This window comes from Micromonospora sp. Utrum1 (assembly GCF_057197805.1).
The window spans coordinates 5,740,432-5,763,802 of record NZ_CM170071.1; the positions used below are offsets into that span (position 1 = coordinate 5,740,432).

Annotated in this window: 18 protein-coding genes; 6 read left to right on the forward strand and 12 right to left on the reverse strand. The window is 74.0% G+C overall.

Going from position 1 to position 23,371, the window contains the following annotated elements:
- Nucleotides 1-144 precede the first annotated feature (144 nt).
- The 11 genes from AC0OLQ_RS26910 to mraZ form a co-directional block, all read right to left on the reverse strand.
- Nucleotides 145-963, reverse strand: coding sequence for a cell division protein FtsQ/DivIB (locus tag AC0OLQ_RS26910; protein ID WP_484528582.1), 819 nt, complete (start codon nt 961-963; stop codon nt 145-147).
- Nucleotides 960-2,441, reverse strand: coding sequence for a UDP-N-acetylmuramate--L-alanine ligase (gene murC, locus AC0OLQ_RS26915; RefSeq protein ID WP_484528583.1), 1,482 nt, complete (start codon nt 2,439-2,441; stop codon nt 960-962). Before murC ends, AC0OLQ_RS26910 begins: the two co-directional genes overlap by 4 nt.
- Nucleotides 2,442-2,472: 31 nt before the next feature.
- Nucleotides 2,473-3,579, reverse strand: a complete 1,107-nt coding sequence (gene murG, locus AC0OLQ_RS26920) for an undecaprenyldiphospho-muramoylpentapeptide beta-N-acetylglucosaminyltransferase (protein ID WP_357342739.1) — start codon at nt 3,577-3,579, stop codon at nt 2,473-2,475.
- Nucleotides 3,579-4,985 (reverse strand): FtsW/RodA/SpoVE family cell cycle protein, encoded by a 1,407-nt coding sequence (locus AC0OLQ_RS26925; RefSeq protein ID WP_484532443.1) that lies wholly within the window; start codon nt 4,983-4,985, stop codon nt 3,579-3,581. Before AC0OLQ_RS26925 ends, murG begins: the two co-directional genes overlap by 1 nt.
- Nucleotides 4,986-5,227: 242 nt before the next feature.
- Entirely contained in the window at nt 5,228-6,352 is a 1,125-nt protein-coding gene (mraY, locus tag AC0OLQ_RS26930) for a phospho-N-acetylmuramoyl-pentapeptide-transferase (protein WP_357342741.1), read from the reverse strand.
- Nucleotides 6,349-7,746, reverse strand: a complete 1,398-nt coding sequence (locus AC0OLQ_RS26935; protein ID WP_484528584.1) for a UDP-N-acetylmuramoyl-tripeptide--D-alanyl-D-alanine ligase — start codon at nt 7,744-7,746, stop codon at nt 6,349-6,351. Before AC0OLQ_RS26935 ends, mraY begins: the two co-directional genes overlap by 4 nt.
- On the reverse strand, nt 7,743-9,266 hold the full coding sequence (locus AC0OLQ_RS26940) for a UDP-N-acetylmuramoyl-L-alanyl-D-glutamate--2,6-diaminopimelate ligase (protein ID WP_484528585.1): 1,524 nt from the start codon (nt 9,264-9,266) through the stop codon (nt 7,743-7,745). Before AC0OLQ_RS26940 ends, AC0OLQ_RS26935 begins: the two co-directional genes overlap by 4 nt.
- Before the next feature lie 91 nt (nt 9,267-9,357).
- On the reverse strand, nt 9,358-11,556 hold the full coding sequence (locus AC0OLQ_RS26945; protein ID WP_484528586.1) for a peptidoglycan D,D-transpeptidase FtsI family protein: 2,199 nt from the start codon (nt 11,554-11,556) through the stop codon (nt 9,358-9,360).
- A gap of 3 nt (nt 11,557-11,559) precedes the next feature.
- Nucleotides 11,560-12,162, reverse strand: coding sequence for a cell division protein FtsL (gene ftsL / locus AC0OLQ_RS26950; RefSeq protein ID WP_484528587.1), 603 nt, complete (start codon nt 12,160-12,162; stop codon nt 11,560-11,562).
- Nucleotides 12,159-13,268 (reverse strand): 16S rRNA (cytosine(1402)-N(4))-methyltransferase RsmH, encoded by a 1,110-nt coding sequence (rsmH, locus tag AC0OLQ_RS26955; RefSeq protein ID WP_357342755.1) that lies wholly within the window; start codon nt 13,266-13,268, stop codon nt 12,159-12,161. The genes ftsL and rsmH overlap by 4 nt, the downstream gene beginning before the upstream one ends.
- Nucleotides 13,269-13,472: 204 nt before the next feature.
- Complete coding sequence (gene mraZ, locus AC0OLQ_RS26960; protein ID WP_484528588.1) at nt 13,473-13,904, reverse strand: division/cell wall cluster transcriptional repressor MraZ; 432 nt, start codon at nt 13,902-13,904, stop codon at nt 13,473-13,475.
- 356 nt (nt 13,905-14,260) lie between these two features.
- Between mraZ and AC0OLQ_RS26965 the strand changes: the two genes are divergently transcribed.
- From AC0OLQ_RS26965 to AC0OLQ_RS26980, 4 genes are read left to right on the forward strand one after another with little or no spacing between them, the layout of a single operon-like run.
- Nucleotides 14,261-15,508 carry a MurT ligase domain-containing protein gene (locus tag AC0OLQ_RS26965; RefSeq protein ID WP_484532444.1) on the forward strand — a complete coding sequence of 416 codons (1,248 nt, stop codon included), beginning with the start codon at nt 14,261-14,263 and terminating at the stop codon, nt 15,506-15,508.
- Nucleotides 15,498-16,220, forward strand: coding sequence for a type 1 glutamine amidotransferase (locus AC0OLQ_RS26970; protein WP_484528589.1), 723 nt, complete (start codon nt 15,498-15,500; stop codon nt 16,218-16,220). Before AC0OLQ_RS26965 ends, AC0OLQ_RS26970 begins: the two co-directional genes overlap by 11 nt.
- Entirely contained in the window at nt 16,217-16,936 is a 720-nt protein-coding gene (locus tag AC0OLQ_RS26975) for a TVP38/TMEM64 family protein (RefSeq protein WP_484528590.1), read from the forward strand. The genes AC0OLQ_RS26970 and AC0OLQ_RS26975 overlap by 4 nt, the downstream gene beginning before the upstream one ends.
- A gap of 1 nt (nt 16,937) precedes the next feature.
- A complete protein-coding gene (locus AC0OLQ_RS26980; RefSeq protein WP_484528591.1) occupies nt 16,938-17,702 on the forward strand; it encodes a phosphotransferase in 765 nt (254 codons plus the stop codon).
- A gap of 84 nt (nt 17,703-17,786) precedes the next feature.
- On the opposite strand, the gene leuS is transcribed toward AC0OLQ_RS26980, so the two are convergent.
- On the reverse strand, nt 17,787-20,627 hold the full coding sequence (gene leuS / locus AC0OLQ_RS26985; protein ID WP_484528592.1) for a leucine--tRNA ligase: 2,841 nt from the start codon (nt 20,625-20,627) through the stop codon (nt 17,787-17,789).
- A gap of 393 nt (nt 20,628-21,020) precedes the next feature.
- Between leuS and AC0OLQ_RS26990 the strand changes: the two genes are divergently transcribed.
- Both AC0OLQ_RS26990 and AC0OLQ_RS26995 read left to right on the forward strand, forming a co-directional pair.
- The gene (locus tag AC0OLQ_RS26990; RefSeq protein WP_357342767.1) at nt 21,021-22,070 is read left to right on the forward strand and encodes an AAA family ATPase; all 1,050 of its coding nucleotides are present in this window, start codon (nt 21,021-21,023) and stop codon (nt 22,068-22,070) included.
- A 1-nt stretch (nt 22,071) separates the two neighbouring features.
- Entirely contained in the window at nt 22,072-23,370 is a 1,299-nt protein-coding gene (locus tag AC0OLQ_RS26995) for a DUF58 domain-containing protein (protein ID WP_357342769.1), read from the forward strand.
- Nucleotide 23,371: the final 1 nt, after the last annotated feature.

A 23,371-nucleotide genomic window follows, 5' to 3' on the forward strand; every position in this document is an offset into this window, starting at 1 on the left:
AACCCTCACCCTCTACTAGAGGCTTAGAGCGATGTCAACCACTGATCTCTTCGGGGCAACGTATGCGCCGCCGAGCGCTGAGCCAAGGACCCTTCCGGCGTGTCGCCCGGGGAGCGGGCCGGCTCACGTCGGCTGACCGGCGGATCACTGGAAGGTGACCACGTCCGGCGCGCTCACGTCGATCGTGTCGGCTTTCCGGCCGAGCAGGGCGGTGGCCACCCTGGACTTGTCCGGACTGCGGGCCGCGTCGCCCCAGACCACCTTCCGGTCGCCGCGCAGCAGCAGGGTGATCCGGGCCAGCCCGGCCACGTCCACCGCCACCAGCTCGGCGCGCAGTTTCGGGCTGAGCGCGGCGAGCACGTCCAGCCCGGCGCGGGTGCCCGGGTCGTCGGGGGCCGGTTTGCCGACCCGGACGACCGGCAGCCCGGCAGGGGCCTGGTCCAGGTTCTGGAAGACCACGCCGGCACGGTCGATCACGGCCCAGCGGTCGCCCTGCGGCACCGCGGCCACCGGGGTCCGCTCCACCACCCGGATCACCAGGGCGCCCGGCCAGTCCCGCTCCACCGAGGCCCGCTCCACCGCAGCCAGCGCGCCGACCCGGCGGGCGGTGGCGGCCAGGTCTACCCGGGCCAGCGGAGCCTCGTCGGGCACGGCCGCGGCGTCGCGTACCTCGACCGGGGTGACCAGCTTCGCGCCGACCACCCGCACCTCCCGGACGCCGAACAGGCCGGTGCCCAGCACGGTCCAGGCGACCAGCCCGGCGATCGCCAGCACGGCGGCGGTGACCGCCCAGGGCAGCGCCGCGCGCATCCGCCGCTGCCGGGCCCGGGCCATGAAGCGCCGGGTGGACGGGGGTACGGCGTCCGCGCCGGCCCGGACCAGCTGCCACCGCCGGGCCGGGCTGCGCCGGCCGGCCCCGCCGTCCTGGCCGGGGGTGCGGCCGCGGGCCGGGCCGGGGCTCATCCGGCCGTGGCCGCCGCGCCGTCCGGGTCGACGCCGGTGCCGATGGCCGCCGCGTCGCCGGACCTGGCCAGCAGGGCGTCGAGCAGCTGGTCGCCCATCAGCGAGATCGGCGGCGCGCCCATGGTCACCACCACGTCGCCCGGCCGGGCCCGGCGGGCCACCTCGGCCGGCACGTCGTCCCAGGCCTCGACGAAGACCTTGCGCTCCGCGGGCAGCGGCACCACCTGGAGCAGCGCGGCCGAGCCCTCGCCGGGCTGGCGCAGCTCGCCCGGGCCGAAGACCTCCAGCAGCACCAGCTCGTCGGCGATGCCGAGGGCCGCGGCGATCTCCGGCTGGAGGTCGCGGGTGCGGTAGAGGCGGTAGGGCTGGAAGACCACGATCAGCCGGCCCTCGCCGGCGACCTCGCGCAGCGTCTGCAGGGCCAGCGTCATGGAGGTCGGGTGGTAGGCGTACTCGTCGTAGACCAGCACGCCGTCCGCGACGCCCTTGCGCTCGAAGCGCCGCCGCACGCCGGGGAACACGCCGAGCGCGCCCTCCGCCGACGTGACCGGCAGTTCCAGCAGGTACGCGGCGAGCACCGCGGAGGCGCTGTTCAACCCCATGTGCCGCCCGGGCACCGGGAGCCGGATCTCACCCAGCGACCGGCCCTCGATCTCGGCCAGGTAGCGCACCCCCTGGGCGGAGGAGGTCATCCCGCTGAGCTTCAGGTCGGCGTCGGCGGACTCGCCGTACGTCCAGACCCGGCGCCCCTCGGCCCGCAGCGTCTCGGCCAGCCGCCGGCCGCCCGGGTCGTCGGCGCAGGTGACGATGAAGCCCTCCGGGTCGGTGAGCCGGGCGAACTCGGCGAAGGTCGCCTCCAGGTTGGCCAGGTCGCCGTAGGTGTTGAGGTGGTCCGCCTCGATGTTCGTGATGATCGACACGTACGGGCGGTAGATGAGGAAGGAGCGGTCGCTCTCGTCCGCCTCGACCACGAAGTACTCGCCGGTGCCGTGGTGCGCGCCGGAGCCGACCTCGGAGATCTCGCCACCGATTACGAAGGACGGGTCGGTGCCGGCCTGCTGGAGCACCATGGTGACCATCGAGGTGGTGGTGGTCTTGCCGTGGGTGCCGGCGACCGCCACGGTCCGGCGGCCGGTCATCGCGGCGGCCAGGGCCTCGGAGCGGTGCAGCACGCGCAGGCCGCGCCGGCGCGCCTCGACCATCTCCAGGTGGTCCTGCGGGATGGCCGAGGAGTAGACCACGGTGTCCACCCCGTCGAGGTTGGTCGCCTCGTGGCTCATGTGGATGGTGCCGCCGAGCGCCCGCAGGCCGGCCAGGGAGGGCCACTCCCGCAGCTCGCTGCCGGAGACCGGCAGGCCCCGGGTGAGGAAGAGCCGGGCCAGGCCGCTCATGCCGACGCCGCCCACCCCGATGAGGTGGATCCGGCCGAGGTCCTCCGCGGTCATCGTGCCGGCGGGGGTGAACTGCGCGGTGTTCATGGGACGTACCTTCCGGTCGCGGCGGCCCACATCAGCGGGACACCGCCTCGTAGACGAAGTTCAGCAGGGCCACGTCGCCGTCGCGGCGGCCGTACGCGGCCGCGGCGGCGCCCATCGCGGCGAGCCGCTGCGGGTCCCGGATCAGCGGGATCACCGTGCGCTCCACCCAGGCCGGGGTCACCTCGGCGTCGTCGACGAGCACCCCGCCGCCGGCCTCCACCACGGGCAGCGCGTTGCGCTTCTGCTCCTGGTTGCTGTGCGGGTAGGGCACGTAGATGGTGGGCAGGCCGATCGCGGCCACCTCGGCGCAGGTCATCGCGCCGCCGCGGCCCAGCATCAGGTCGGCGGCCGCGTAGCCCAGCTCCATCTCGGACAGGTAGGGCAGGGTCACGTACGGGACCGGCAGGTCGGTGGGGACGGAGACCGGCTCGTTGCGGGCGCCGATCACGTGCAGCACCTGCACGCCGTTGCGGGCCAGTTCCTTGGCCGCCCCGGAGACCGCCAGGTTGATCGAGCGGGCGCCCTGCGAGCCGCCGGCCACGAAGAGCACCGGCAGGTCGGGACGGAGTCCGAAGTGGGCGCGCGCGGCGTTGCGCACGGCGGCCCGGTCCAGCCCGGCGATGCCCCGGCGCAGCGGCACCCCGACCACCCGGGCGTCGCGCAGCGACTCGGCCTGCACCGGCTGGTGCGGGAAGCCGACCGCGACGTTCTTCGTGAACTTCATCCCGAGCCGGTTGGCCACGCCCGGGGGCACGTTCACCTCGTGGATGACGATGGGCAGCTCGCGCCGCCAGGCGGCCAGGTAGCCGGGGACCGAGACGTACCCGCCGAAGCCGATTACGACGTCGGCCCGCACCTCGTCGATCACCTTGCCCGCGGCGCGGGCGGCCTTCCACATCCGGTCCGGGGTGCGCACCAGGCTCATGTTGACCGAGCGCGGCAGCTGGTAGGCCGGGATCTGGCGCAGGTCGTAGCCGGCCGGCGGGATCAGCTCGTTCTCCAGCCCCTTGGGTGTGCCGAGGCAGGTGATCCGGACGCTCGGGTCGTGTCGGCGCAGGCAGTCGGCGAAGGCGAGCAACGGGTAGATGTGACCGCCCGTACCCCCTCCGCAGAGCACCACCGAACGCAGCGGACCCATCAGCGTCTCCTCTCGTTCGCCGTGCCGGCGCGTGCCCGGTCGGGCCGGGCGCCGCGGGCCGCGGCCTGGTCGTCCGGCCGACGCGGGCGGGACCGGGGCACGGACCCTCGGTCCGCCGGCGGCGACGCCGGTCGGCGGCGCCGGCCGGGAAGCGGCGGCAACGGGGCCCACACTAGTCGGACCCACCGGGCCGGCGGACGGGCATGCAGGGCTCGGGCCGCGTCGGGCTCGGCGCGGGCGAAGGAGGCGAGCATCCCGACCGCGGCCAGCGTCACCACCAGGGCGCTGCCGCCGTCGGAGATGAACGGCAGGGGTACGCCGGTCAGTGGCAGCAGCCCGGTGACCCCGCCGACGTTGATCACGGCCTGGCCGACCAGCCAGGCGGTGACCCCGGCGGCGGCGAGCCGGCGGAACGGGTCCTCCACCCGGCGGGCGATGCGCAGCCCGGTGTACGCCAGCACGGCGAAGAGCACCAGCACCACTGCGCAGCCGACCACGCCGAGCTCCTCGGCGATGATGGCGAAGATGAAGTCGTTGTGCGCCTCGGGCAGCCAGCCGAACTTGAAACTGCTCTTGCCCAGCCCGACGCCGAACCAGCCGCCGTGCTCGATGGCGTTGCGGGCCTGCACGAGCTGGTAGCACTGGTCCTCGAAGCACTTGGCCGGATCAGACTGGTTGAGGAACATGGTGAGCCGGGCCAGCCGGTAGTTCTCCGCGCCCCGCTCGCCGGAACCGGCGCCGAGCGAGGCCACCGCGACCAGCAGGCCCACCCCGGCCAGGCCGAGCGCGGTCAGCGCCGCGAAGACCTGCAGCCGCACCCCGGCCGCCCAGAGCAGGCCGACCACCAGGGCGAGCAGGCAGAGCATGCTGCCCAGGTCGTTGTAGCCGACCAGCACGAAGAGCAGCCCGACCACCGGGAAGAGCGGGGTGGCCAGTTCCTTCCACCAGCCCAGCGCGGCGCCCTTGCGGGCCAGCACGTGCGCGCCCCACAGCACGAGGGCGAACTTGGCCACCTCGACCGGCTGCACCGAGATGGGGCCGAGGAAGAGCCAGAGCAGCTCCGCCTTGAGCGGGCCGACCGACTCCACCCGGAACAGCGCCTCCAGGGCGACCAGCACGTTGAGCAGGAGCAGCAGCACGACGGCGATGCCGAGTGCCGGGCGGCTGCCGGCCCGGAAGGTCTTGGCGGGCAGTCGCTGGCACGCCCAGAACGCCACGATGCCGACCACCGCGAAGATGGTCTGCTTGACCAGGGAGGCGGTCGCGTCACCGCCCTCGGCGAAGTCCTTCACGCTGGTCGCGGAGAAGACCATGGTCAGGCCGATCAGCAGCAGCAGGCCGGCGCTGGAGAGCAGCAGGTAGTAGGAGGCCAGCGGCCGGGCCAGCAGGCCGCGCAGCGCGGCCAGCCCACCGGCCGCGTCCAGCCCGAGCAGCGGCCCGGGCGGGTCGGCCGGGCGGGTCGCGGCGGGCGGCCGTCGGGCCTGCGTGTCGGTCGTGCCCTCGGTGTCTCTTGCCTCCCCCACCCGCCCATCATGGCGGCTCGACCCGCCCGTCCGTGGCGCAACCGCCCGGTCGGCGTGTCGGAAGGCGAAACGGCGGGACCCCTGGTAACACCGAGGGATCCCGCCGTGACGCAGCGCCAGCCGGTTCAGCTCACCGCGGCGAGGAACTCGCTGTAGAACAGGCCCAGCGCGATGGCCACCCCGATGCCGGCGATGATCCAGAACCGGACCACGATGTTGACCTCGCTCCAGCCGGCCAGCTCGAAGTGGTGCTGGAGCGGCGACATCCGGAACACCCGCTTGCCGGTGGTCCGGAACGAGATGATCTGGATGACCACGGACATCGTGATGATCACGAAGAGGCCGCCGATGATCGGCAGCAGCAGGATGGTCCGGGTGGACATCGCCATGCCGGCGATCAGGCCGCCCAGGCCCAGCGCCCCGGTGTCACCCATGAAGATCCGGGCCGGCGAGGTGTTCCACCAGAGGAAGCCGACGCAGGCCCCGGCCGCCGCCCCGGCGATCAACGCGATCTCCAGCGGGTCCCGGACGGCGTAGCAGTACGCCTCGGTGTAGTTCGGGTCGGCGCACCAGTGCCGGTACTGCCAGAAGGCGATCAACGCGTACGCAGCCAGGACCATCACCGAGGCGCCGGTGGCCAGGCCGTCGAGGCCGTCGGTGAGGTTCACCCCGTTGGTCGCCGCCATCACCACCAGGATGATGACGATCACCGCGCCGATCTTGCCGATCTCCAGGGCCGGGATGTCCCGGATGAAGCTGAGCATGGTGCTGCCGACGGTCTCGGTGTTGGTCGCGTTGCCGCGGACGTCGGTCATGCTGCTCGGGAAGTAGAGCGCCACCACGCCGAAGATCGCGCCGACCAGGATCTGGCCGGCGAGCTTGCCGCGCTTGTTCAGACCGCCGCTGTGCCGCTTGCGGACCTTCAGGAAGTCGTCGATGAAGCCGACCGCCCCGGAGAACACCATCAGCCCCAGCAGCACCAGCGCCGTGATGGTCGGCTCGACCTGGGCGATCTGCGCGTCCGGCAGGGTGGTCAGGGCCAGGTGGCCGGCGACGTACGCGATCACCGTGGCCAGGATGAAGACCACGCCGCCCATGGTCGGCGTGCCCTTCTTGCCCTGGTGCATGGCCGGGCCCTCGGCCCGGATCGGCTGGCCGGCCTTGAGCCGGGTGAACACCTTGATCGCGATCGGGGTGCAGAACAGCGAAACCAGGAAGGCGACCCCGATGGCGACGATCACCGCCCTCATGCGGCCGAACCCTTCGTGGCGTCCGCGCGCAGCGCGTCGGCCACCTCCCAGGTGCGGTACCGGGAGCCCTTCACCAGCACCACGTCACCCGGACGTAGCTCGCTCCGCAGCACCTCGACGGCCGCCGCCTGATCGGTGAGCAGCACCGACTCTCCTCCCCAGTTGCTTACCGCTGTCGCGCCTTCGTGGATCGGCGCCGCCGACTCGCCCACCACGAGCAGCCGGTCGACCCCCAGTTCGGCCGCCAGACGGCCGACCTGCTGGTGCCCCTCCCGTTCGAAGTCGCCCAACTCGGCCATGTAGCCGAGCACCGCGACGGTACGCCCCGTACCGCGCATGCTCGCCAGCGCCCGCAGCGCCACGCCGGTGGATGCCGGGTTGGCGTTGTACGAGTCGTCGATCACGGTCACCCCGTCGGGGCGCTCGAACACGTCCATCCGGCGGGTGGAGACCAGGCCCAGCTCGCCCAGGGCCACCGCCAGCTCGGCCAGGGGCAGGCCCAGCTCCCGGGCGACCGCCGCGGCGGCCAGCGAGTTGGACACCTGGTGCCGGCCGGTCAGCCCGAGCCGCACCGGCGCGCTGCCCTCCGGCGTGACGAGGGTGTAGGAGGGTCGGCCCCGCCCGTCCAGCGTCACGTCGACCGCGCGCACGTCGGCCCGCTCGGACTCGCCGTAGCGGACCACCCGCGCCGAGGTGCGCGCCGCCATGGCGTCGACCCGCGGGTCGTCGGCGTTGAGCACGGCCAGCCCGTCGGCGGGCAGCGCCTCGACCAGCTCCCCCTTGGCCAGCGCGATGGTCTCCACCGAGCCGAACTCGCCGAGGTGCGCCACCCCGACGTTGAGCACCACCGAGATCCGGGGCGGCACCACGTCGCACAGGTAACGGATGTGCCCCACCCCGCGGGCGCCCTTCTCCATCACCAGGTAGCGCGTCTCCGGGCCGGCCTGCAACGCCGTGTACGGGTGCCCCAGCTCGTTGTTGAACGAGCCGGGCGGCGCCACGGTGGGGCCGAGCCGGACGGCGAGCTGGGCGATCAGGTCCTTGGTGGTGGTCTTGCCGGAGGAACCGGTCAACCCGATGACGGTCAGCCCGGGCAGCCGGTCGACCACGGCGCGGGCCAGCCGCCCCATCGCGTCGAGCGCGTCGCCGACCAGCACCATGGGCACGCCGGGCACCTCGCGGGTGCCGAGCACGGCCACCGCACCGGAGGAGACCGCGCCGGCCGCGTAGTCGTGGCCGTCCACCTTCTCGCCGGGGAAGGCGACGAAGAGGCCGCCGGGGGTGACCTTGCGGGAGTCGAACTCCACCGAGCCGGTCACCCGGGCGTCCGCGTCGGCGGCGACCAGCCGGCCGTCGACCGCGGCGGCCACCTCGGCCAGGGTCAGCGGGATCATCGCTGCCCCACCAGGTCGCCGAAGCGGGCGCGCAGCGCCTCCGCCAGCTCCACCCGGTCGTCGAACGGCAGCACCTCGCCGTTGATCTCCTGGCCGCGCTCCTGGCCCTTGCCCAGCAGCGCCACGATGTCCCCCGGTTCGGCCACCCGGACCGCCTCCTCGATCGCGGCCCGCCGGCCGGGCGCCTCGATGATCCGCGCGCCGGCGCCCGCCGCGTACGCGCCGGCCAGCACCTCGGCCCGGATCGCGGCCGGGTCCTCGGTGCGCGGGTTGTCGTCGGTCACCAGCACCACGTCGGCGCCGAGCGCGGCGGCGCCGCCCATCACCGGCCGCTTGCCCCGGTCCCGGTCGCCGCCGGCGCCCAGCACGCAGATCAGCCGGCCGTCGGTCAGGTCCCGCAGGGCCGCCAGCACCGCCTCGATGGCGTTCGCCTTGTGCGCGTAGTCGACCACCCCACGCACCGGGGCGTCGCCGCTGACCAGCTCCAGCCGGCCGGGCACCCCGCCGCAGGCGGCCACCCCGCGGGCCGCGGTCGCCGGGTCGACCCCGGCGGCCACCAGGGTGGCGACGGCCAGCAGCGCGTTGGCCACGTTGTGCCGGCCGGGCAGGGCCACCCCGGTGGGCAGGGTCAGCCCGTCCGGGCCGTGCACGGTGAAGCGCTGGGCGTAGCCCTCGCCGCCGATCCCGTCGGCCCACCAGGTGGCGGTCGGGTCGCCGGCCGCCGAGTAGGTCACCGTCGCCGGCTTGCGCAGCGGCCGCAGCGCCGGGTCGTCGTGGTTGAGCACCTCGACGCGGCAGCGCCCGTCGAAGAGCTTCGCCTTCGCCGCGAAGTAGTCCGCCTCGTCGGCGTGGAAGTCCAGGTGGTCGGAGCCGAAGTTGGTGTAGCCGCCGACGTCGAACCGGACCCCGCCGACCCGGCCCATGGCCAGGGCGTGGCTGGAGACCTCCATGACCACGGTGTCCACCCCGCGCTCGCGGGCCACCGCCAGCATGGCGTGCAGGTCGGTCGCCTCGGGGGTGGTCCGGACGCTGTCGATCACCAGGTCGCCGAGCCGGGTCTCCACGGTGCCGATCAGGCCGGTGGTGTGCCCGGCGGCGCGCAGCCCGGACTCGATGAGGTAACTCGTGGAGGTCTTGCCGGCCGTGCCGGTCACGCCGATCATCGTGAGCCCGGCGGTCGGGTCGCCGTAGACGGTGGCCGCGACCTCGCCGAGCACCGCCCGGGGGTCGTCGACGACCAGCACGGGCAGGCCCGCCCCGGCGGCCAGCGCGACACCGGCCGGGTCGGTCAGCAGCGCCACCGCGCCCGCACCGGCCGCGGCGGCGGCGAACTCCGCGCCGTGCCGGCGGGCCCCGGGCAGGGCCGCGTACAGGTCGCCGGGACGGACCTCCTGGCTGGCGTGGGTCACCCCGGTGACGGCCACCTCGGCGGCCCCCTCCGGCGGCGCGACGGCCAGCCGGGCGGCGAGATCGCCGAGCCGGACGGGATTCACGGTGGCGGGACGTGGATTGCCGGGCACGGCGTCAGACCCTACCCGGTCGTCCGGTCCCGACCCCACAGCCGCCCCGGTGGTTCGTCGCCACTCACCGATGATGTCCCGCCCTCCCGGTTCAGCGCGGAAAGACCTCGAACTTCGGGGACCGGTCGGTCGCCGAGGGCGGCACCCGGTAGTGGCGCAGAGTGAAGCCCATCATCTCCCGGAAGGCCGGCGCAGCCACCGCACCACCCTCACCGCCGGGGCTCCAGACGAAGACCGCCACCACGTAGCGCGGCTTCTCCGCCGGGGCCATCCCGATGAACGAACCGACCTCGCCGGGCTGGAGCCTGCCGTTGTCGTAGCGCAGGCCGGTGCCGGTCTTTCCGGCCACCCGGTAGCCGGGCACCGCGGCGGCCAGGCCGGTGGCCCGCCCGTCCGGGCCGTCGACCGTGGTGACCGCCTCCAGCATGCTGCGCAGCGCGGCCGCGTTGGCCGGGCTGAGCACCGACCGGGTGACCGGGGTCGCGCCGGGCGTCTTCTTCCCGTCCGGGGCGATCACCTGCTTGATCAGGTGCGGCTGGACGTACGTGCCGTTGTTGGCGATGGCGGCGTACGCGGCGGCCATCTGCAACGGGGTGGCGTCCACGCTGTGCCCGATCGGCACCGACCCGTAGGAGGAATCGCTCCACTCGCTAGCGGGGAGCAACCGACCGGCGGCCTCCCCGGGCATGCCCTCGCCGGTGGGCTGGCCCAGCCCGAACCGCTTCTGGTAGTCGATCAGCCGGTCCCGGCCCAGCTTTTCGGCGATCTCGATGGTGCCGACGTTGGACGAGAAGGCGAGCATCCCCGGGATGCTCATCTTCTGCCCGTTCGCGGGGTGGGTGTCCCGGAACGTCGTGTCGCCCTTCCGGATCGTGTTGGTCACCGGGAAGGCGGTGTCCGGGGTGATCACGCCCTCCTGCAGGGCCGCGCCGTAGGTGATCGCCTTGTGGATCGAGCCCGGGTCGACGATGAAGCTGGTGGCCGCGTCCTCCCGGTCGGTGGGCGCGCTGTCCCCCGGGTCGGCCGCGTCGTACGTCGGCTGGCTGGCCTGGGCCAGCACCTCGCCGGTGGGCACGTCGATGATCACGGCGGCCCCGACGCTGCCCCTGGTCTGGGCCATCTGCTCCGACAGGATCCGCTGCGTCATGAACTGGAGGTCCCGGTCGATGGTCAGCGTCAGCGAGCTGCCCGGCTTCGGCAGGGTGGTCTGGCTGTAGCCGCCCGGAATGGGCGCGGCCAGGTCACCCTGGCCCACCTCGTAGGTCTTCTTTCCGGGCTGCCCCTCCAGCAGGTCGTCGTACTTCATCTCCAGGCCCTCGATGCCGTTCATGTCCTGGCTGACGAAGCCGATCAGGTTGGCCGCCAGGTCACCGCCGGGCACCTCGCGCCGCTCGTCGCGGTGCACGTTGATGCCGGCCAGGTCGAGCGCCATGATCTGCTTGGCCTTGTCGATGTCGACACCACGCGCCAGGTAGACGAACTGGGACGGGGTGGTGGTGCCGGGCAGATTGCGCTTCTTCATCCGGTCGGCCAGCTCGGAGACCGGCACGCCCAGCAGCGGGGAGAGCAGCCGCGCGGTGGCGAGCCGGTCCTTGACCCGGGTCGGGTCGGCGAAGACATACCGCGCCTCGACGCTGTGTGCCAGCGGGGCGCCGGTGCGGTCGTAGATCGCCCCGCGCGGGGCCGGCAGCTCGACGACCGCGACCCGGTCGGCCAGCCCGCCGTCGGCGTACGCCGGGGTGCTGACGGTCTGGAGGAAGACCAGCCGGATGCCGATGGTGGCGAAGAGCGCCAGCGCGAGCAGCGTGCCGAGCCGCAGCCGGCGGCGCGGGTCGGCGAGCTTCGGCGGGCGGCGTGGCTTGCGGACCGGACGCCGGGCGGCGGGCGGCCGCGGTGGGCGGCGCGGCCCGGGCCGGCGCCGCGACGGCGGCTCGTCGTCGTCGAACGGCTCGCGCGCCGACCGGGCGGACACCGTCCGCACCACGCCGGCCCGGCCACCCGCGGCGGTCTCCCGGCGACCGGCGCGGGTCGCCCCGGTCCGGCCGCCGTCGAGCACCTGCAGGGCCGGGCGGAACGGGTCACCGGAGCGGCTGCTGCGCGGGGTACGCCGCTGCTCGATGCCCCCACCGGTCCGGGCGGCGCCGCCGCCCTCGCGGATGGTCCGGCCCCGCGGGGTGTACGCCCGGGCGTCGGAGATCCCGCCGACGCCCGGCTCCCGGGGCTCCCCCCGGGACGAGCCGCGCCGGGAGCCCTTGGCGTCCCGGCGCGGTTCCTCCGATCTCGGCGGCACCGCTCAGCCTCCGTTGCCCTGCTGGCTGGTGATCGCCGGCGCGCCCTCCACCGGGTGCGGGACGCCGATCACCTTCCCGTCCGGCAGCCGGATGTAGGCCACCTCGTCCGAATCCACCAGGCCCAGCTTGCGGGCGTTGGCGGTCAGGTTGCCGGGCGCCTTCTGGTCGGCGATCTCCTTCTCCAGCTGCTGCTGGTCGACGTCGAGCTTGGACTGCTGCTGCTGGAGCTTCTCCAGCTTGAAGGCGTTCTCGTTGATCTTGGTGTTGACCGCGAGGATGCCGAGCACCCCGCCGACCACGAGCACCAGGATCAGCCCGACGAAGGGCGCCCGCGGCACCCGGACCGGCGGCGGCGGGGCGACCCGCAGCCGCGGCGAGGTCGCGCCGGTGGTCCTGGTGCCCTCGGCCGGCCGCAGAGCGGCGCTGCCCTGGGTGGGGAACTCGCGCGCCCCCCGGGCGCGAGTCTCCCCCCGGCGGTCGGGCCGGTCGGCCGCCACCGTCGACGTGGTGCCGCGCGGGGCGCGCTGCGCCGCGGTCCGGCCCCCCGACCGCGGTGCGCGCTGCCCGATGCCGGTGTCCCGGCCGTCGCGCTGGTTGACGTTCATGTCCCCTCCCCCTCTTCGTCCGTCCCGTTCCCGTCCCCCGGCGCCGACCGCGGGTCCGTCGCGGACCCCGGTGACCCCGTCCCTGGTTGGTGCATCGCCTTCACCCGGCGGCGGTACCGTTCGCGGTCGGTACGCCCCTGCCGGGCCGCCTCCGGGTCGAGCCGTTCCGCGGCCCGCAGCCGCACCGAGGCGGCGCGCGGGTTCGCGGCGACCTCCGCCTCCCCGGGCAGCTCCGCGCCCCGGCTGAGCAGCCGGAACGTCGGACCCGACCCGGGCAGTTCGACCGGGAGGTCGACCGGGCCCTTGCTGCGGACCCGGTCGGCGAGCGCGTGCTTGGTGAGCCGGTCCTCCAGCGAGTGGTAGGACAGGACCACCATGCGACCGCCCACGTTGAGCTTGTCGAGAGCGGCCGGCAGCGCCGTCTCCAGCGCTGCCAGTTCCCTGTTTACCTCGATCCGTAAAGCCTGAAACGTTCTCTTTGCCGGGTGTCCCCCGGTTCGTCGGGCTGGTGCCGGAATGCTCTCCCGGACCAGCTCGGCCAGTCGCGCCGACGAGGTGATCGGGGCGCGCTCGCGCTCCCGGATGATCGCCGAGGCGATCCGCCCGGCGAACTTCTCCTCGCCGTACACCCGCAGCACCCGGGCCAGGTCCGGGTGGGCGTAGGTGTTGACCACCTCCTCGGCGGTCACCCCCCGGGTCTGGTCCATCCGCATGTCCAGCGGCGCGTCCTGCGCGTAGGCGAACCCGCGGTCGGGCGCGTCCAGTTGCAGGGACGAGACGCCGAGGTCGAACAGGATCCCGTCGATCGCCGGGTAGCCCAGCCGGTCGAGCACCTCGGGCAACTCGTCGTAGACGGCGTGCTCGAGGTGGATCCGGTCGGCGAACCGGGCCAGCCGGACCCGCGCGTGGGCGAGGGCCTCGGTGTCCCGGTCCAGGCCGACCAGCACCGTGTCCGGGTGCGCCTCGAGCACCGCCTCGGCGTGCCCGGCCAGGCCGAGCGTGGCGTCGACGTAGACCGTGCGGCCGTTCCGACCCAGCGCGGGGGCCAGCAACTCGAGACACCGCTCGAGCAGCACCGGCACGTGCGTGCCGCGTAGCTCGCCCATCTCGACCCCCACTGGTTGAAACCCGCTTCCGTCCCTGTGTCCGCCGTCGCCACGACGCCTCGCCATACCGCCAGATCCCCATCCGCTCCCGCCCGCCGGAGGCCGCGGCCCTCCGTATCGGATCGTGCGCCTGGCACCGGGGAAGGGGTGCCAGGAACTCGAAAGCGGCTGGAGATCTCGCAGTACGTCGGGCGCCGTCACGCCCTACAGACCGCCGGGCAGCACCCCCTCCTCGATGTCGGCGAAGTCGTCTTCGCTCTCCGCGAGGTAGGCCTCCCAGGCCGCCTTGTCCCAGATCTCCACCCGGCTGCTCGCGCCGATCACGACCAGGTCGCGGTCGAGAGCGGCGTAGGACCGCAGGTGCGCGGGGATGGTGACCCGCCCTTGCTTGTCCGGCACCTCGTCGTGCGCGCTGGCGAAGAAGACCCGGCTGTAGGCCCGGGCCGCCTTGCTCGTCATCGGCTGCGCGCGCAACTGGTCGGCGATGCGCTGGAACTCGGGCATCGGGAAGACGTAGAGGCAGCGCTCCTGCCCTTTGGTGATCACGACACCCCCCGCCAGTTCATCCCGGAACTTCGCCGGAAGGATCAACCGGCCTTTGTCGTCCAGGCGCGGAGTGTGGGTGCCGAGGAACATCGGCCCAACCCCCTCGCCCTGAGCGGCGTTCGCGGCGCCGCTGACCCCCCCGGGCCGGTGTGGCCCTCCCGGCCTCACCATCGCGCCCCACTCTACTCCACTTCCCTCCACCTGCAACCAGAAACGCCCGCGCGGCGCGGCGTTTCGGCGCGCAAAACAGCACGTCAACGGGGGTGGGGCGGAGTGGAGGGGCGCGGCGCGCCCCGCCAGCGGTCCGCTTCCCGACATAGATCGACTCCGCCCGGCGGAGCGCGCGTCGCCCGTCCGCCGGGCCTCCTCGGCCGAACGGATCGCCGTCGGCGGCGATCTGGTGGGCCCGGTGGTCCGGTAACCTCGCTCGGGTGACGGACGCGAAGATGCCCCTGCGGGCAAAGGTGGCCAGCTCCGTGTCGCGGACAGCCGCGGCGCTGTCGCGGGCCGCGGGCCGTGGCGACGGCTCGGTGATCGGCGGCTGGATCGGCCTCAAGATCGACCCGGAACTGCTGGCCCACCTCTCGGCCGGGCGCGCCATCGCCCTGGTGTCCGGCACCAACGGCAAGACCACCACCACCCGGCTCACCACCGCCGCCGTCGGGGTGCTGGGCCGGGTCGCGACCAACTCCTTCGGCGCCAACATGCCGACCGGGCACACCTCGGCGCTGGCCAAGGCCGGCAGCACCCCCTACGCGGTGCTGGAGGTGGACGAGCACTACCTCGCCCAGGTGCTGGAGGCCACCGACCCGCACGTGGTGGCGCTGCTCAACCTCTCCCGCGACCAGCTCGACCGGGCCAAGGAGGTCGCCATGATGGCGCAGCTCTGGCGGGTCGCGCTGGTCCGGCACCCCGACGTGCGGGTGGTCGCCAACGCCGACGACCCGATGGTCGTCTGGGCCGCCACCCCGCCGGCCGACCCGACCCAGGGCCACATCCCGCCGCACGTCACCTGGTTCAGCGCCGGCCAGCGTTGGCACGACGACTCCTGGGTCTGCCCCGAGTGCGGCTCCACCATCCAGCGCTCAGGCGAGCAGTGGTGGTGCACCGGCTGCCCGCTGCGCCGCCCCCAGCCGCAGTGGACCGTCGAGGACGACGGTGTGCTCGACCCCACCGGCGCCTGGCACAAGGTGCAGCTCCAGCTCCCCGGCAAGGTCAACCTCGGCAACGCGGCCACCGCCCTGGCGGTCGCCGCCGAGTTCGGGGTACGCCCGGTCGACGCGGTCTCCCGGCTCGGGGTGGTCACCTCGGTGGCCGGCCGCTACGCCCAGGTCGACCGGGACGGGCGCAACATCCGGCTGCTGCTGGCCAAGAACCCGGCCAGCTGGCTGGAGGCGTTCGACATGGCCGACGTCGCGCCGACACTGCTCTCCATCAACGCGCGCGACCCCGACGGGCTGGACACCTCCTGGCTCTTCGACGTCGACTTCGCCCCGCTGCGCGGCCGGCAGGTGCTGATCACCGGCGACCGGGCGTACGACCTGGCGGTCCGGCTCGACGTCAACGGCGTGCCGTTCCAGCACGTCCGGAGCTTTGACGACGCGGTCCGCGCCGTGCCGCCGGGCCGGCTCGAGGTCATCGCCAACTACACCGCCTTCCAGGACATCCGAGCGGAGCTGGACCGTGTCAACTGAGAGCCTGCGCATCGTCTGGATCTACCCCGACCTGCTGTCCACCTACGGCGACCGGGGCAACGCGCTGATCCTGGCCCGGCGGGCCCAGCTGCGCGGCATGCCGGTCGAGGTGCTGGAGGTCCGCTCCGACCAGCGGCTGCCCGCCACCGCCGACATCTACCTCATCGGCGGCGGCGAGGACGGCCCGCAGGCGTTGGGCGCCCAGCGGCTGATCGCCGACGGCGGTCTGCACCGGGCGGTGGCCCAGGGCTCGGTGGTGTTCGGCGTCTGCGCCGGCTACCAGTTGCTCGGCACCTCCTTCTTCGCCAAGGGCACCCGGTGCACTGGCCTGGAGCTGCTGGACATCTCCTCCGACCGGGGTCCCACCCGGGCGGTCGGCGAGCTGGCCGGTGAGGTCGACCCGCGGCTGGGCATCCCGTACCTGACCGGGTTCGAGAACCACGGCGGGCGGACCCACCTCGGCCCCGGCGCCTCGCCGGTGGCCCGGGTGACCGCCGGGGTCGGCAACGACGGGACCACCGAGGGCGCCTGGCGGGGGAAGATGCTCGGTACCTACTCGCACGGCCCGGCGCTGGCCCGCAACCCCGACCTGGCCGACCTGCTGCTGCGCTGGGCGACCGGCATCCACCAGCTCCCCCCGCTCGACGACACCTGGGCCGACCGGCTCCGGTCCGAGCGCCGCGCCGCGGTGACCGCCGCCGCGAGGGCATGATCGGCGCCGCCCGACTGTGGCGGCGACGACCGGCGTCCGGCCGGCTCGTCCGGTTGCTGCGGCAGCCGTCGGCGCGCCGGTTCGCACTGCTGCTCCTGCTCCTCGCCGGGTTCGGCATCGCGCTGCTGCTGATCCCCCGCCCGGACCCGGGCGACCTGCCCCGGCTGGCCGACTCGCTCGGCGGCTACGCCCCGGTCGCCGCCGTGGTGGGCGGCGCGCTGCTGCTCGTGGCGCTGGTCCCGCGTACCTTCGTCACGCTGGCCGCGGGCGCGATCTTCGGCCCGGTGCAGGGCGCCGCGTACGCCCTCGGCGCGGCGCTGCTCGCGGCGGCCCTCGGCTTCGCGGTCGGCCGCCTGCTGGGCCGGCAGTTCGTCGCCGAGCGGGTCCGCGGCCAGCTGGCCCGGCTGGACGGCTGGTTCGCCCGGCAGAGCGTGTTCGGCGTGATGACCGTCCGGCTGCTGCCGATCGCCGGGTTCGGGCTGGTCAGCTACGGCTACGGCACCACCGGGGCCCGGGTGCTGCCGTTCCTGGCCGGCAGCGTGATCGCCGCCGCCCCCACCGCGATCGGCTACGCGGCCATCGGCGCGGCGGTCAGCTCCCCCGACTCGATCAACTGGTACGCCGCAGCCCCGGCCAGCCTCGGCCTGATCGCCAGCGTGCTCATCATCCACCGCTGGTGGCGGGCGGAGCGGCACCGCCGGCTGGGCCCGAGCTGAGATGCCCGCCGCGGAGGAGCGGCTGCCCGGCGGGTTCGTCAGCGAGGTGGTCCGGATCGGCGACACGGTGCGCCGCACTCCCCCGGCCCGGGCCGCGTTCGCGGCTGCCCTGCTGCGGCACCTGGCCGCCGCCGCGCCGGGCCTGGCGCCCGGCTACCTCGGGGTGGACGAGCGGGGCCGGCAGGTGCTGACCCACCTCGACGGGCGGGTGCCCTGGCGGGACCGGGAGGACCCGGCCTACTTCGCCGATCCGGCGCTCACCCGGCTGGCCGGCCTGATCCGGGCGCTGCACGACGCCTGCGCCAGCAGCCCGCTGGCCGGCGACGCGGAGACGGTCTGCCACCGGGACCTGTCGCCGAAGAACACCGTCTACCGGCCCTCACCGGCCGGGCCGCTGCCGGTGGCCTTCCTGGACTGGGACCTGGCCCGGCCGGGCCGGCGCATCGAGGACGTGGCCTTCGCCGGCTGGCACTGGGCCGCGCTGGGCGGCGACGCTGACCCGGCCGAGCTGGCCCGGCGCTGCCGGCTGCTCTGCGACGCCTACGAGTCGGCCGCCCCCGGGGTGTCCCTGCCCCGGGGCGAGCTGGTCGGCGTCATGCTCGACCAGCTCGACGGCACCTGGCGGGGCATCGACGCCGGCGCCGACCGGGACGAGCCGGGCATGCGCCGGCTCCGGGCGGCGGGCGCCGTCGACGCGGTACGCGGCTGGCACGGGTGGCTGCTCCACCACCGCCCGGCGGTCGAGGCGGCGTTCCAGGCCCGCTGACCGACGGCCGGTTCCCCGCCGGCCCGGGACACGGCGGAGGCGCGTCCCGGGCCCGGGACGCGCCTCCGACACGCGGCGGTGGGGTCAGGCGACGACCGAGACCATCCGGCCCTTCACCACGATGACCTTGCGCGGCTCCTTGCCGGCCAGCGCCCCGGCGACCGCCTCCAGCGCGGCCGACCGGACGTCGTCCTCGGACGCGTCGGCGGCCACCTCGACCCGGCCCCGGACCTTGCCGTTGACCTGCACCGGGTAGGTCACCGACTCGGCGACCAGCAGCGCCGGGTCGGCGGTCGGGAAGCCCGCGTACGCCAGCGAGGTGTCGTGGCCCAGCCGCCGCCACAGCTCCTCGGCGATGTGCGGGGCGAACGGGGCCACCATCAGCACCAGCGGCTCGGCCACCTCGCGGGGGGTCTCCGCCAGCCGGGTCAGCCCGTTGGTCAGCTCGATCAGCTTGGCGATCGCGGTGTTGAACCGGATCGCCTCCATGTCGCCGCGGACCCCGTCGATCACCTTGTGCAGCAGCCGCCGGGTGGCCTCGTCGGCCGGCGCGTCGGTGACCCGCACCGCGCCGGTCTGCTCGTCGACCACCGCGCGCCAGACCCGCTGCAGGAACCGGTACGAGCCGACCACCGCCCGGGTCTCCCACGGGCGGGACACCTCCAGCGGCCCCATCGACATCTCGTAGACCCGGAAGGTGTCCGCGCCGTACGCCGCGCACATCTCGTCCGGGGTGACGACGTTCTTCAGGGACTTGCCCATCTTGCCGTACTCGCGCGTGACCTCGGTGTCGCCGTGGAAGTAGCGGCCGTCGACCTCGACGACCTCTTCGGCCGGCACGTAGGCGCCGCGCGGGTCGGTGAAGGCGTACGCCTGGATGTAGCCCTGGTTGAACAGCCGGTGGAACGGCTCGATCGACGAGACGTGGCCCAGGTCGTACAGCACCTTGTGCCAGAAACGGGCGTACAGCAGGTGCAGCACGGCGTGCTCGGCGCCGCCGACGTACAGGTCGGTGCCGCCGGAGTCGCCGGCCGCGCGCGGCCCCATCCAGTACGCCTCGTTCGCCGGGTCGGCGAAGGTCTGCGAGTTGGTCGGGTCCAGGTAGCGCAGCTCGTACCAGCAGGAGCCGGCCCACTGCGGCATCACGTTGGTCTCCCGGGTGTAGCGCTTCGGCCCGTCGCCCAGGTCCAGCTCCACCTCGACCCAGTCGCGCCGGCGGGACAGCGGGGTCTCCGGGTCGGACTCGGCGTCCTCCGGGTCGAACGTCTTCGGCGAGAAGTCGTCCACCTCGGGCAGCTCGACCGGCAGCATCGACTCCGGCAGCGCGATCGGCGCGCCGGTCTCGTCGTACACGATCGGGAAGGGCTCGCCCCAGTAGCGCTGCCGGGAGAACAGCCAGTCCCGCAGCCGCCAGGTGACCGCGCCGGCGCCGTGCCCGTTGGCCTCCAGCCACTCGATGATCCGGGCCTTGGCGTCGGCCACCCCCAGGCCGTTCAGGTCCAGGCCGCGGTCGGGCGCGGCGCTGTTGATCGCCGGGCCGTCCCCGGTGTACGCCTTGCCGGCGAAGCCCTCCGGCGGCTGCACGGTGCGCACGATCGGCAGGTCGAAGACCTCGGCGAAGTCCCAGTCCCGCTCGTCCTGGGCGGGCACCGCCATGATCGCGCCGGTGCCGTAGCCGGCCAGCACGTAGTCGGCGATGAAGATCGGGACCGGTCCGCCGGTGACCGGGTTGGTGGCCCAGGCGCCGACGAAGACGCCGGTCTTCTCCTTGGTCTCCGCCTGCCGCTCCACGTCCGTCTTGGCCGCGGCGGCCTTCCGGTACGCGTCGACGGCGGCCCGGGGGCTGGCGTGCCCGCCGGTCCAGGCGTCCTTCGTCCCCTCCGGCCAGGCGGCCGGCACCAGCACGTCGACCAGCTCGTGCTCGGGGGCCAGCACCATGTAGGTGGCGCCGAAGACGGTGTCCGGGCGGGTCGTGAACACCCGCACTGGGCCGCGCTCGGTCGGGAAGTCGATGTGCGCGCCGGTGGACCGGCCGATCCAGTTGCGCTGCTGCAGCTTGATCGGCTCCGGCCAGTCCAGGGTGTCCAGGTCCTCCAGCAGCCGGTCCCCGTACGCGGTGATCCGCATCATCCACTGCTTCAGGTTGCGCTTGAAGACCGGGAAGTTGCCCCGCTCGGAGCGGCCGTCGGCGGTGACCTCCTCGTTGGCCACCACGGTGCCCAGACCCGGGCACCAGTTCACCGGCGCCTCCGAGACGTACGCCAGGCGGTGGTCGTCGACGATCTTCCGCCGCTCGCCCACGGTCAGCTCGGCCCACGGCCGGCCGTCCGGGGTGGGCCGGGTGCCCCCCTCGAACTCGGAGATCAGCTCGGCGACCGGCCGGGCCTTCTTCGCGTCCGCGTCGTACCAGGAGTTGAAGATCTGCAGGAAGATCCACTGGGTCCAGCGGTAGAACTCGGTGTCGATGGTCGCCACCGAGCGCCGCTCGTCGTGGGCCAGGCCCAGCCGGCGCAGCTGCGCCTTGAACCGCTCGATGTTGGCCACGGTGGTGGTCCGCGGGTGGGTGCCGGTCTGCACCGCGTACTGCTCGGCGGGCAGGCCGAACGCGTCGAAGCCCATCGCGTGCAGCACGTTCCGACCGGCCATCCGCTGGTAGCGGGCGTAGCAGTCGGTGCCGATGTAGCCCAGGGGGTGGCCGACGTGCAGGCCCGCGCCGGAGGGATAGGGGAACATGTCCAGCACGTACAGCTTCTCGGCGCCCGCGCGCGGGTGGTCCGGGTCGGCCAGCGGGCCGACCGGGTTCGGCGCGTGGAAGGTGCCCTCGCGCGCCCAGGTGTCCTGCCAGCGGTGCTCGATCTCGTCGGCCAGGGCGGCGGTGTACCGGAACGGGGGGATGTCGGTCGCCGGTGCGGCTGCCTCACTCATGGCGTCTCCTCGGCGCGGGTCATGTCGGATATGGGGAGGTCTGCTGCGGGCACAAAAAAGCCCCTCGCGCAGGAGGGGCGGCCGTGCTGTCGCGCGTTCAGCGCATCAGCACGGCTCGGTAAGAAGCAGGAAGGCTCCGGCCATGCCCCGGAGTGTACCCCGCCTACCCGTCGGCCATCTCGCCCGCACCACCGGTCGGGACATTCCCCCGGTCCGGCGAATATTCCGGGCGTAACCGACCGACCGCCTGCGGGGGTCGGCGACGACGAGAAACATGGTTAGCCTGAGAGACAGTTGAGATTTCTGCGGCAGACGTGGCTCGACGTCGCGAACCTAACGGCGGGTCCAGGTGCTCTATTCAGCGCTGCCGTCCAGGCGACGAGGAGGAGGCCCGTGACACAACAGACCTGGGACGAGGTGGGCGGTCTGCTGCCGCACGACGAGTTCCGCGCCGCCAGCGAGGCCATCGTGGCCAACATCGAGCAGGTCATCGAGGGCAAGACGGCCACCGTCCGGCTCGCCCTCGCGGTGCTGCTGGCCGAGGGCCACCTGCTGATCGAGGACGTCCCCGGCGTCGGCAAGACCAAGCTGGCCAAGGCCCTGGCCCGGTCGATCGACTGCTCGGTGCGCCGGATCCAGTTCACCCCCGACCTGCTGCCCAGCGACGTCACCGGGGTCAGCGTCTACAACCAGGAGACGCACGACTTCGAGTTCCGCCCCGGCGCGGTCTTCGCCAACCTGGTGGTCGGCGACGAGATCAACCGGGCCTCGCCGAAGACCCAGTCGGCGCTCCTGGAGTGCATGGAGGAGCGGCAGGTCACCGTCGACGGCGTGACCTACCAGCTGCAGACCCCGTTCATGGTGATCGCGACGCAGAACCCGATCGAGATGGAGGGGACGTACCCGCTGCCGGAGGCGCAGCGCGACCGGTTCACCGCCCGGATCGCGATGGGCTACCCGGATCCGGGCGCCGAGCTGGCCATGCTGGACGGTCACGGGGGCACCGACCCGCTGAACGAGCTGCGGCCGGTCTCCGACGCGGCCACCGTCCGCCGGCTGATCGGCCACGTCCGGCAGGTGCACGTCGCCGACGCCGTCAAGCAGTACGCGATCGACCTGGTCACCGCCACCCGCGAGGCGACCGACCTGCGGCTCGGCGCGTCCCCGCGGGCCACCCTCCAGCTGCTGCGCACCGCCCGCGCGGTGGCCGCCCTGGAGGGCCGCGACTACGTTCTGCCGGACGACCTCCAGGCCCTCGCGGTGCCGGTGCTGGCGCACCGGATCATCCCCACCGCCGACGCCCAGCTGGCCCGGCGCACCACCGACGCGATCGTCGCCGAGCTGGTGCACCGCCTCCCGCTCCCGCACGACCGCAAGCGCTCCCCGTACGACACCCGGCCCGGCGGCAACGGTCGCGGGCCGTACGAGCCGCGGAGGCCGTGAGGTGCGCGACGGGCTGCGAGGACTGACCACCCGCGGCCGCTCGTTCCTGGCAGCCGCGGTCGCCGCCGCGATCTCCGCCGGCATCCTCGGCGAGAAGGACCTGCTCCGGGTGGCCGTCCTGCTCGCCATCCTGCCGCTGCTCGCCGCGGCCTACGTCGGGCGCAGCCGCTACAAGCTCGCCTGCAACCGGTCGCTGGAGCCGCACCGGGTGCCGGTCGGGGCCAGCTCCCGGGTGGTGCTGCGGCTGCAGAACCTGTCCCGGCTGCCCACCGGCACCCTACTGCTGGAGGACCGGCTGCCCTACGCGCTCGGCAGCCGGCCGCGGGTGGTGCTGGAGCGCCTCGGCGCCCACCAGGCCAGCTCGGTGGCGTACACGGTCCGGGCCGACGTGCGCGGCCGCTACGAGGTCGGGCCGCTGGTGATCCGGCTGACCGACCCGTTCGGGCTCTGCGAGCTGAGCCGGGCCTTCCCCAGCACCGACCACCTCGTCGTGATCCCGCAGGTCACCCCCCTGCCCTCGGTCCGCCTCCCCGGCGAGTACGCGGGCAGCGGCGACAGCCGGGCCCGCTCGGTGGCGGTGCACGGCGAGGACGACGCGGCCACCCGGGAGTACCGGATGGGCGACGACCTGCGCCGCGTGCACTGGAAGTCGACCGCCCGCACCGGCGAGCTGATGGTGCGCCGGGAGGAACAGCCCTGGGAGAGCCGGGCCACGGTGGTGCTGGACACCCGCGCCTTCGGGCACCGGGGCGACGGGCCCACCGCGAGCTTCGAGTGGGCGGTGTCGGCCGCCGCCAGCATCGCCGTGCACCTGCGCCAGGCCGGCTACAAGCTGCGCCTGGTCACCGGCTCCGGCGCGGACGTGGACGCCACCGAGGCCGGCGGCGAGGGTCTGCTCCTCGACCAGCTCGCCCAGGTGCACCTGGACAAGCGCGGCGAGCTCACCACGCTGGTGCAGCAGGTCCGGCAGCGGGCCGACGGCGGCCTGATCATCGCGCTCCTCGGCACGCTGAGCACGGCCGAGGCGGAGCTGCTGGCCGGGCTGCGCGGCAGCGGCGCGACCTGCGTGGGCTTCCTGCTCGACAGCAACACCTGGCTGAACCTGCCGCCGAAGGCCCGGGCCGAGGCGGAGCACGCGCACGGCGCCGCCGCGCTCGCCCTGATGCAGAGCGGCTGGCGGGTGATCGGGGTGGAGCACGGCAACCGGCTGCCGGTGCTCTGGCCGCAGGCGGCCCGCGGGTCCCAGGGGTTCGCGCTGCGGGCGGCGCTGGCCGAGACCGTGGCCGGAGGCGTGCGATGAC

Coding starts and splice junctions, on each gene's coding strand:
- murG (WP_357342739.1), bottom strand. CDS start 3,579: ATGGGTCCGCTGCGTTCGGTGGTGCTCTGCGGAGGGGGTACGGGCGGT.
- AC0OLQ_RS26910 (WP_484528582.1), bottom strand. CDS start 963: ATGAGCCCCGGCCCGGCCCGCGGCCGCACCCCCGGCCAGGACGGCGGG.
- leuS (WP_484528592.1), bottom strand. CDS start 20,627: ATGAGTGAGGCAGCCGCACCGGCGACCGACATCCCCCCGTTCCGGTAC.
- AC0OLQ_RS26935 (WP_484528584.1), bottom strand. CDS start 7,746: ATGATCCCGCTGACCCTGGCCGAGGTGGCCGCCGCGGTCGACGGCCGG.
- mraZ (WP_484528588.1), bottom strand. CDS start 13,904: ATGTTCCTCGGCACCCACACTCCGCGCCTGGACGACAAAGGCCGGTTG.
- murC (WP_484528583.1), bottom strand. CDS start 2,441: ATGAACACCGCGCAGTTCACCCCCGCCGGCACGATGACCGCGGAGGAC.
- rsmH (WP_357342755.1), bottom strand. CDS start 13,268: ATGGGCGAGCTACGCGGCACGCACGTGCCGGTGCTGCTCGAGCGGTGT.
- AC0OLQ_RS26980 (WP_484528591.1), top strand. CDS start 16,938: ATGCCCGCCGCGGAGGAGCGGCTGCCCGGCGGGTTCGTCAGCGAGGTG.
- ftsL (WP_484528587.1), bottom strand. CDS start 12,162: ATGAACGTCAACCAGCGCGACGGCCGGGACACCGGCATCGGGCAGCGC.
- mraY (WP_357342741.1), bottom strand. CDS start 6,352: ATGAGGGCGGTGATCGTCGCCATCGGGGTCGCCTTCCTGGTTTCGCTG.
- AC0OLQ_RS26965 (WP_484532444.1), top strand. CDS start 14,261: ATGCCCCTGCGGGCAAAGGTGGCCAGCTCCGTGTCGCGGACAGCCGCG.
- AC0OLQ_RS26975 (WP_484528590.1), top strand. CDS start 16,217: ATGATCGGCGCCGCCCGACTGTGGCGGCGACGACCGGCGTCCGGCCGG.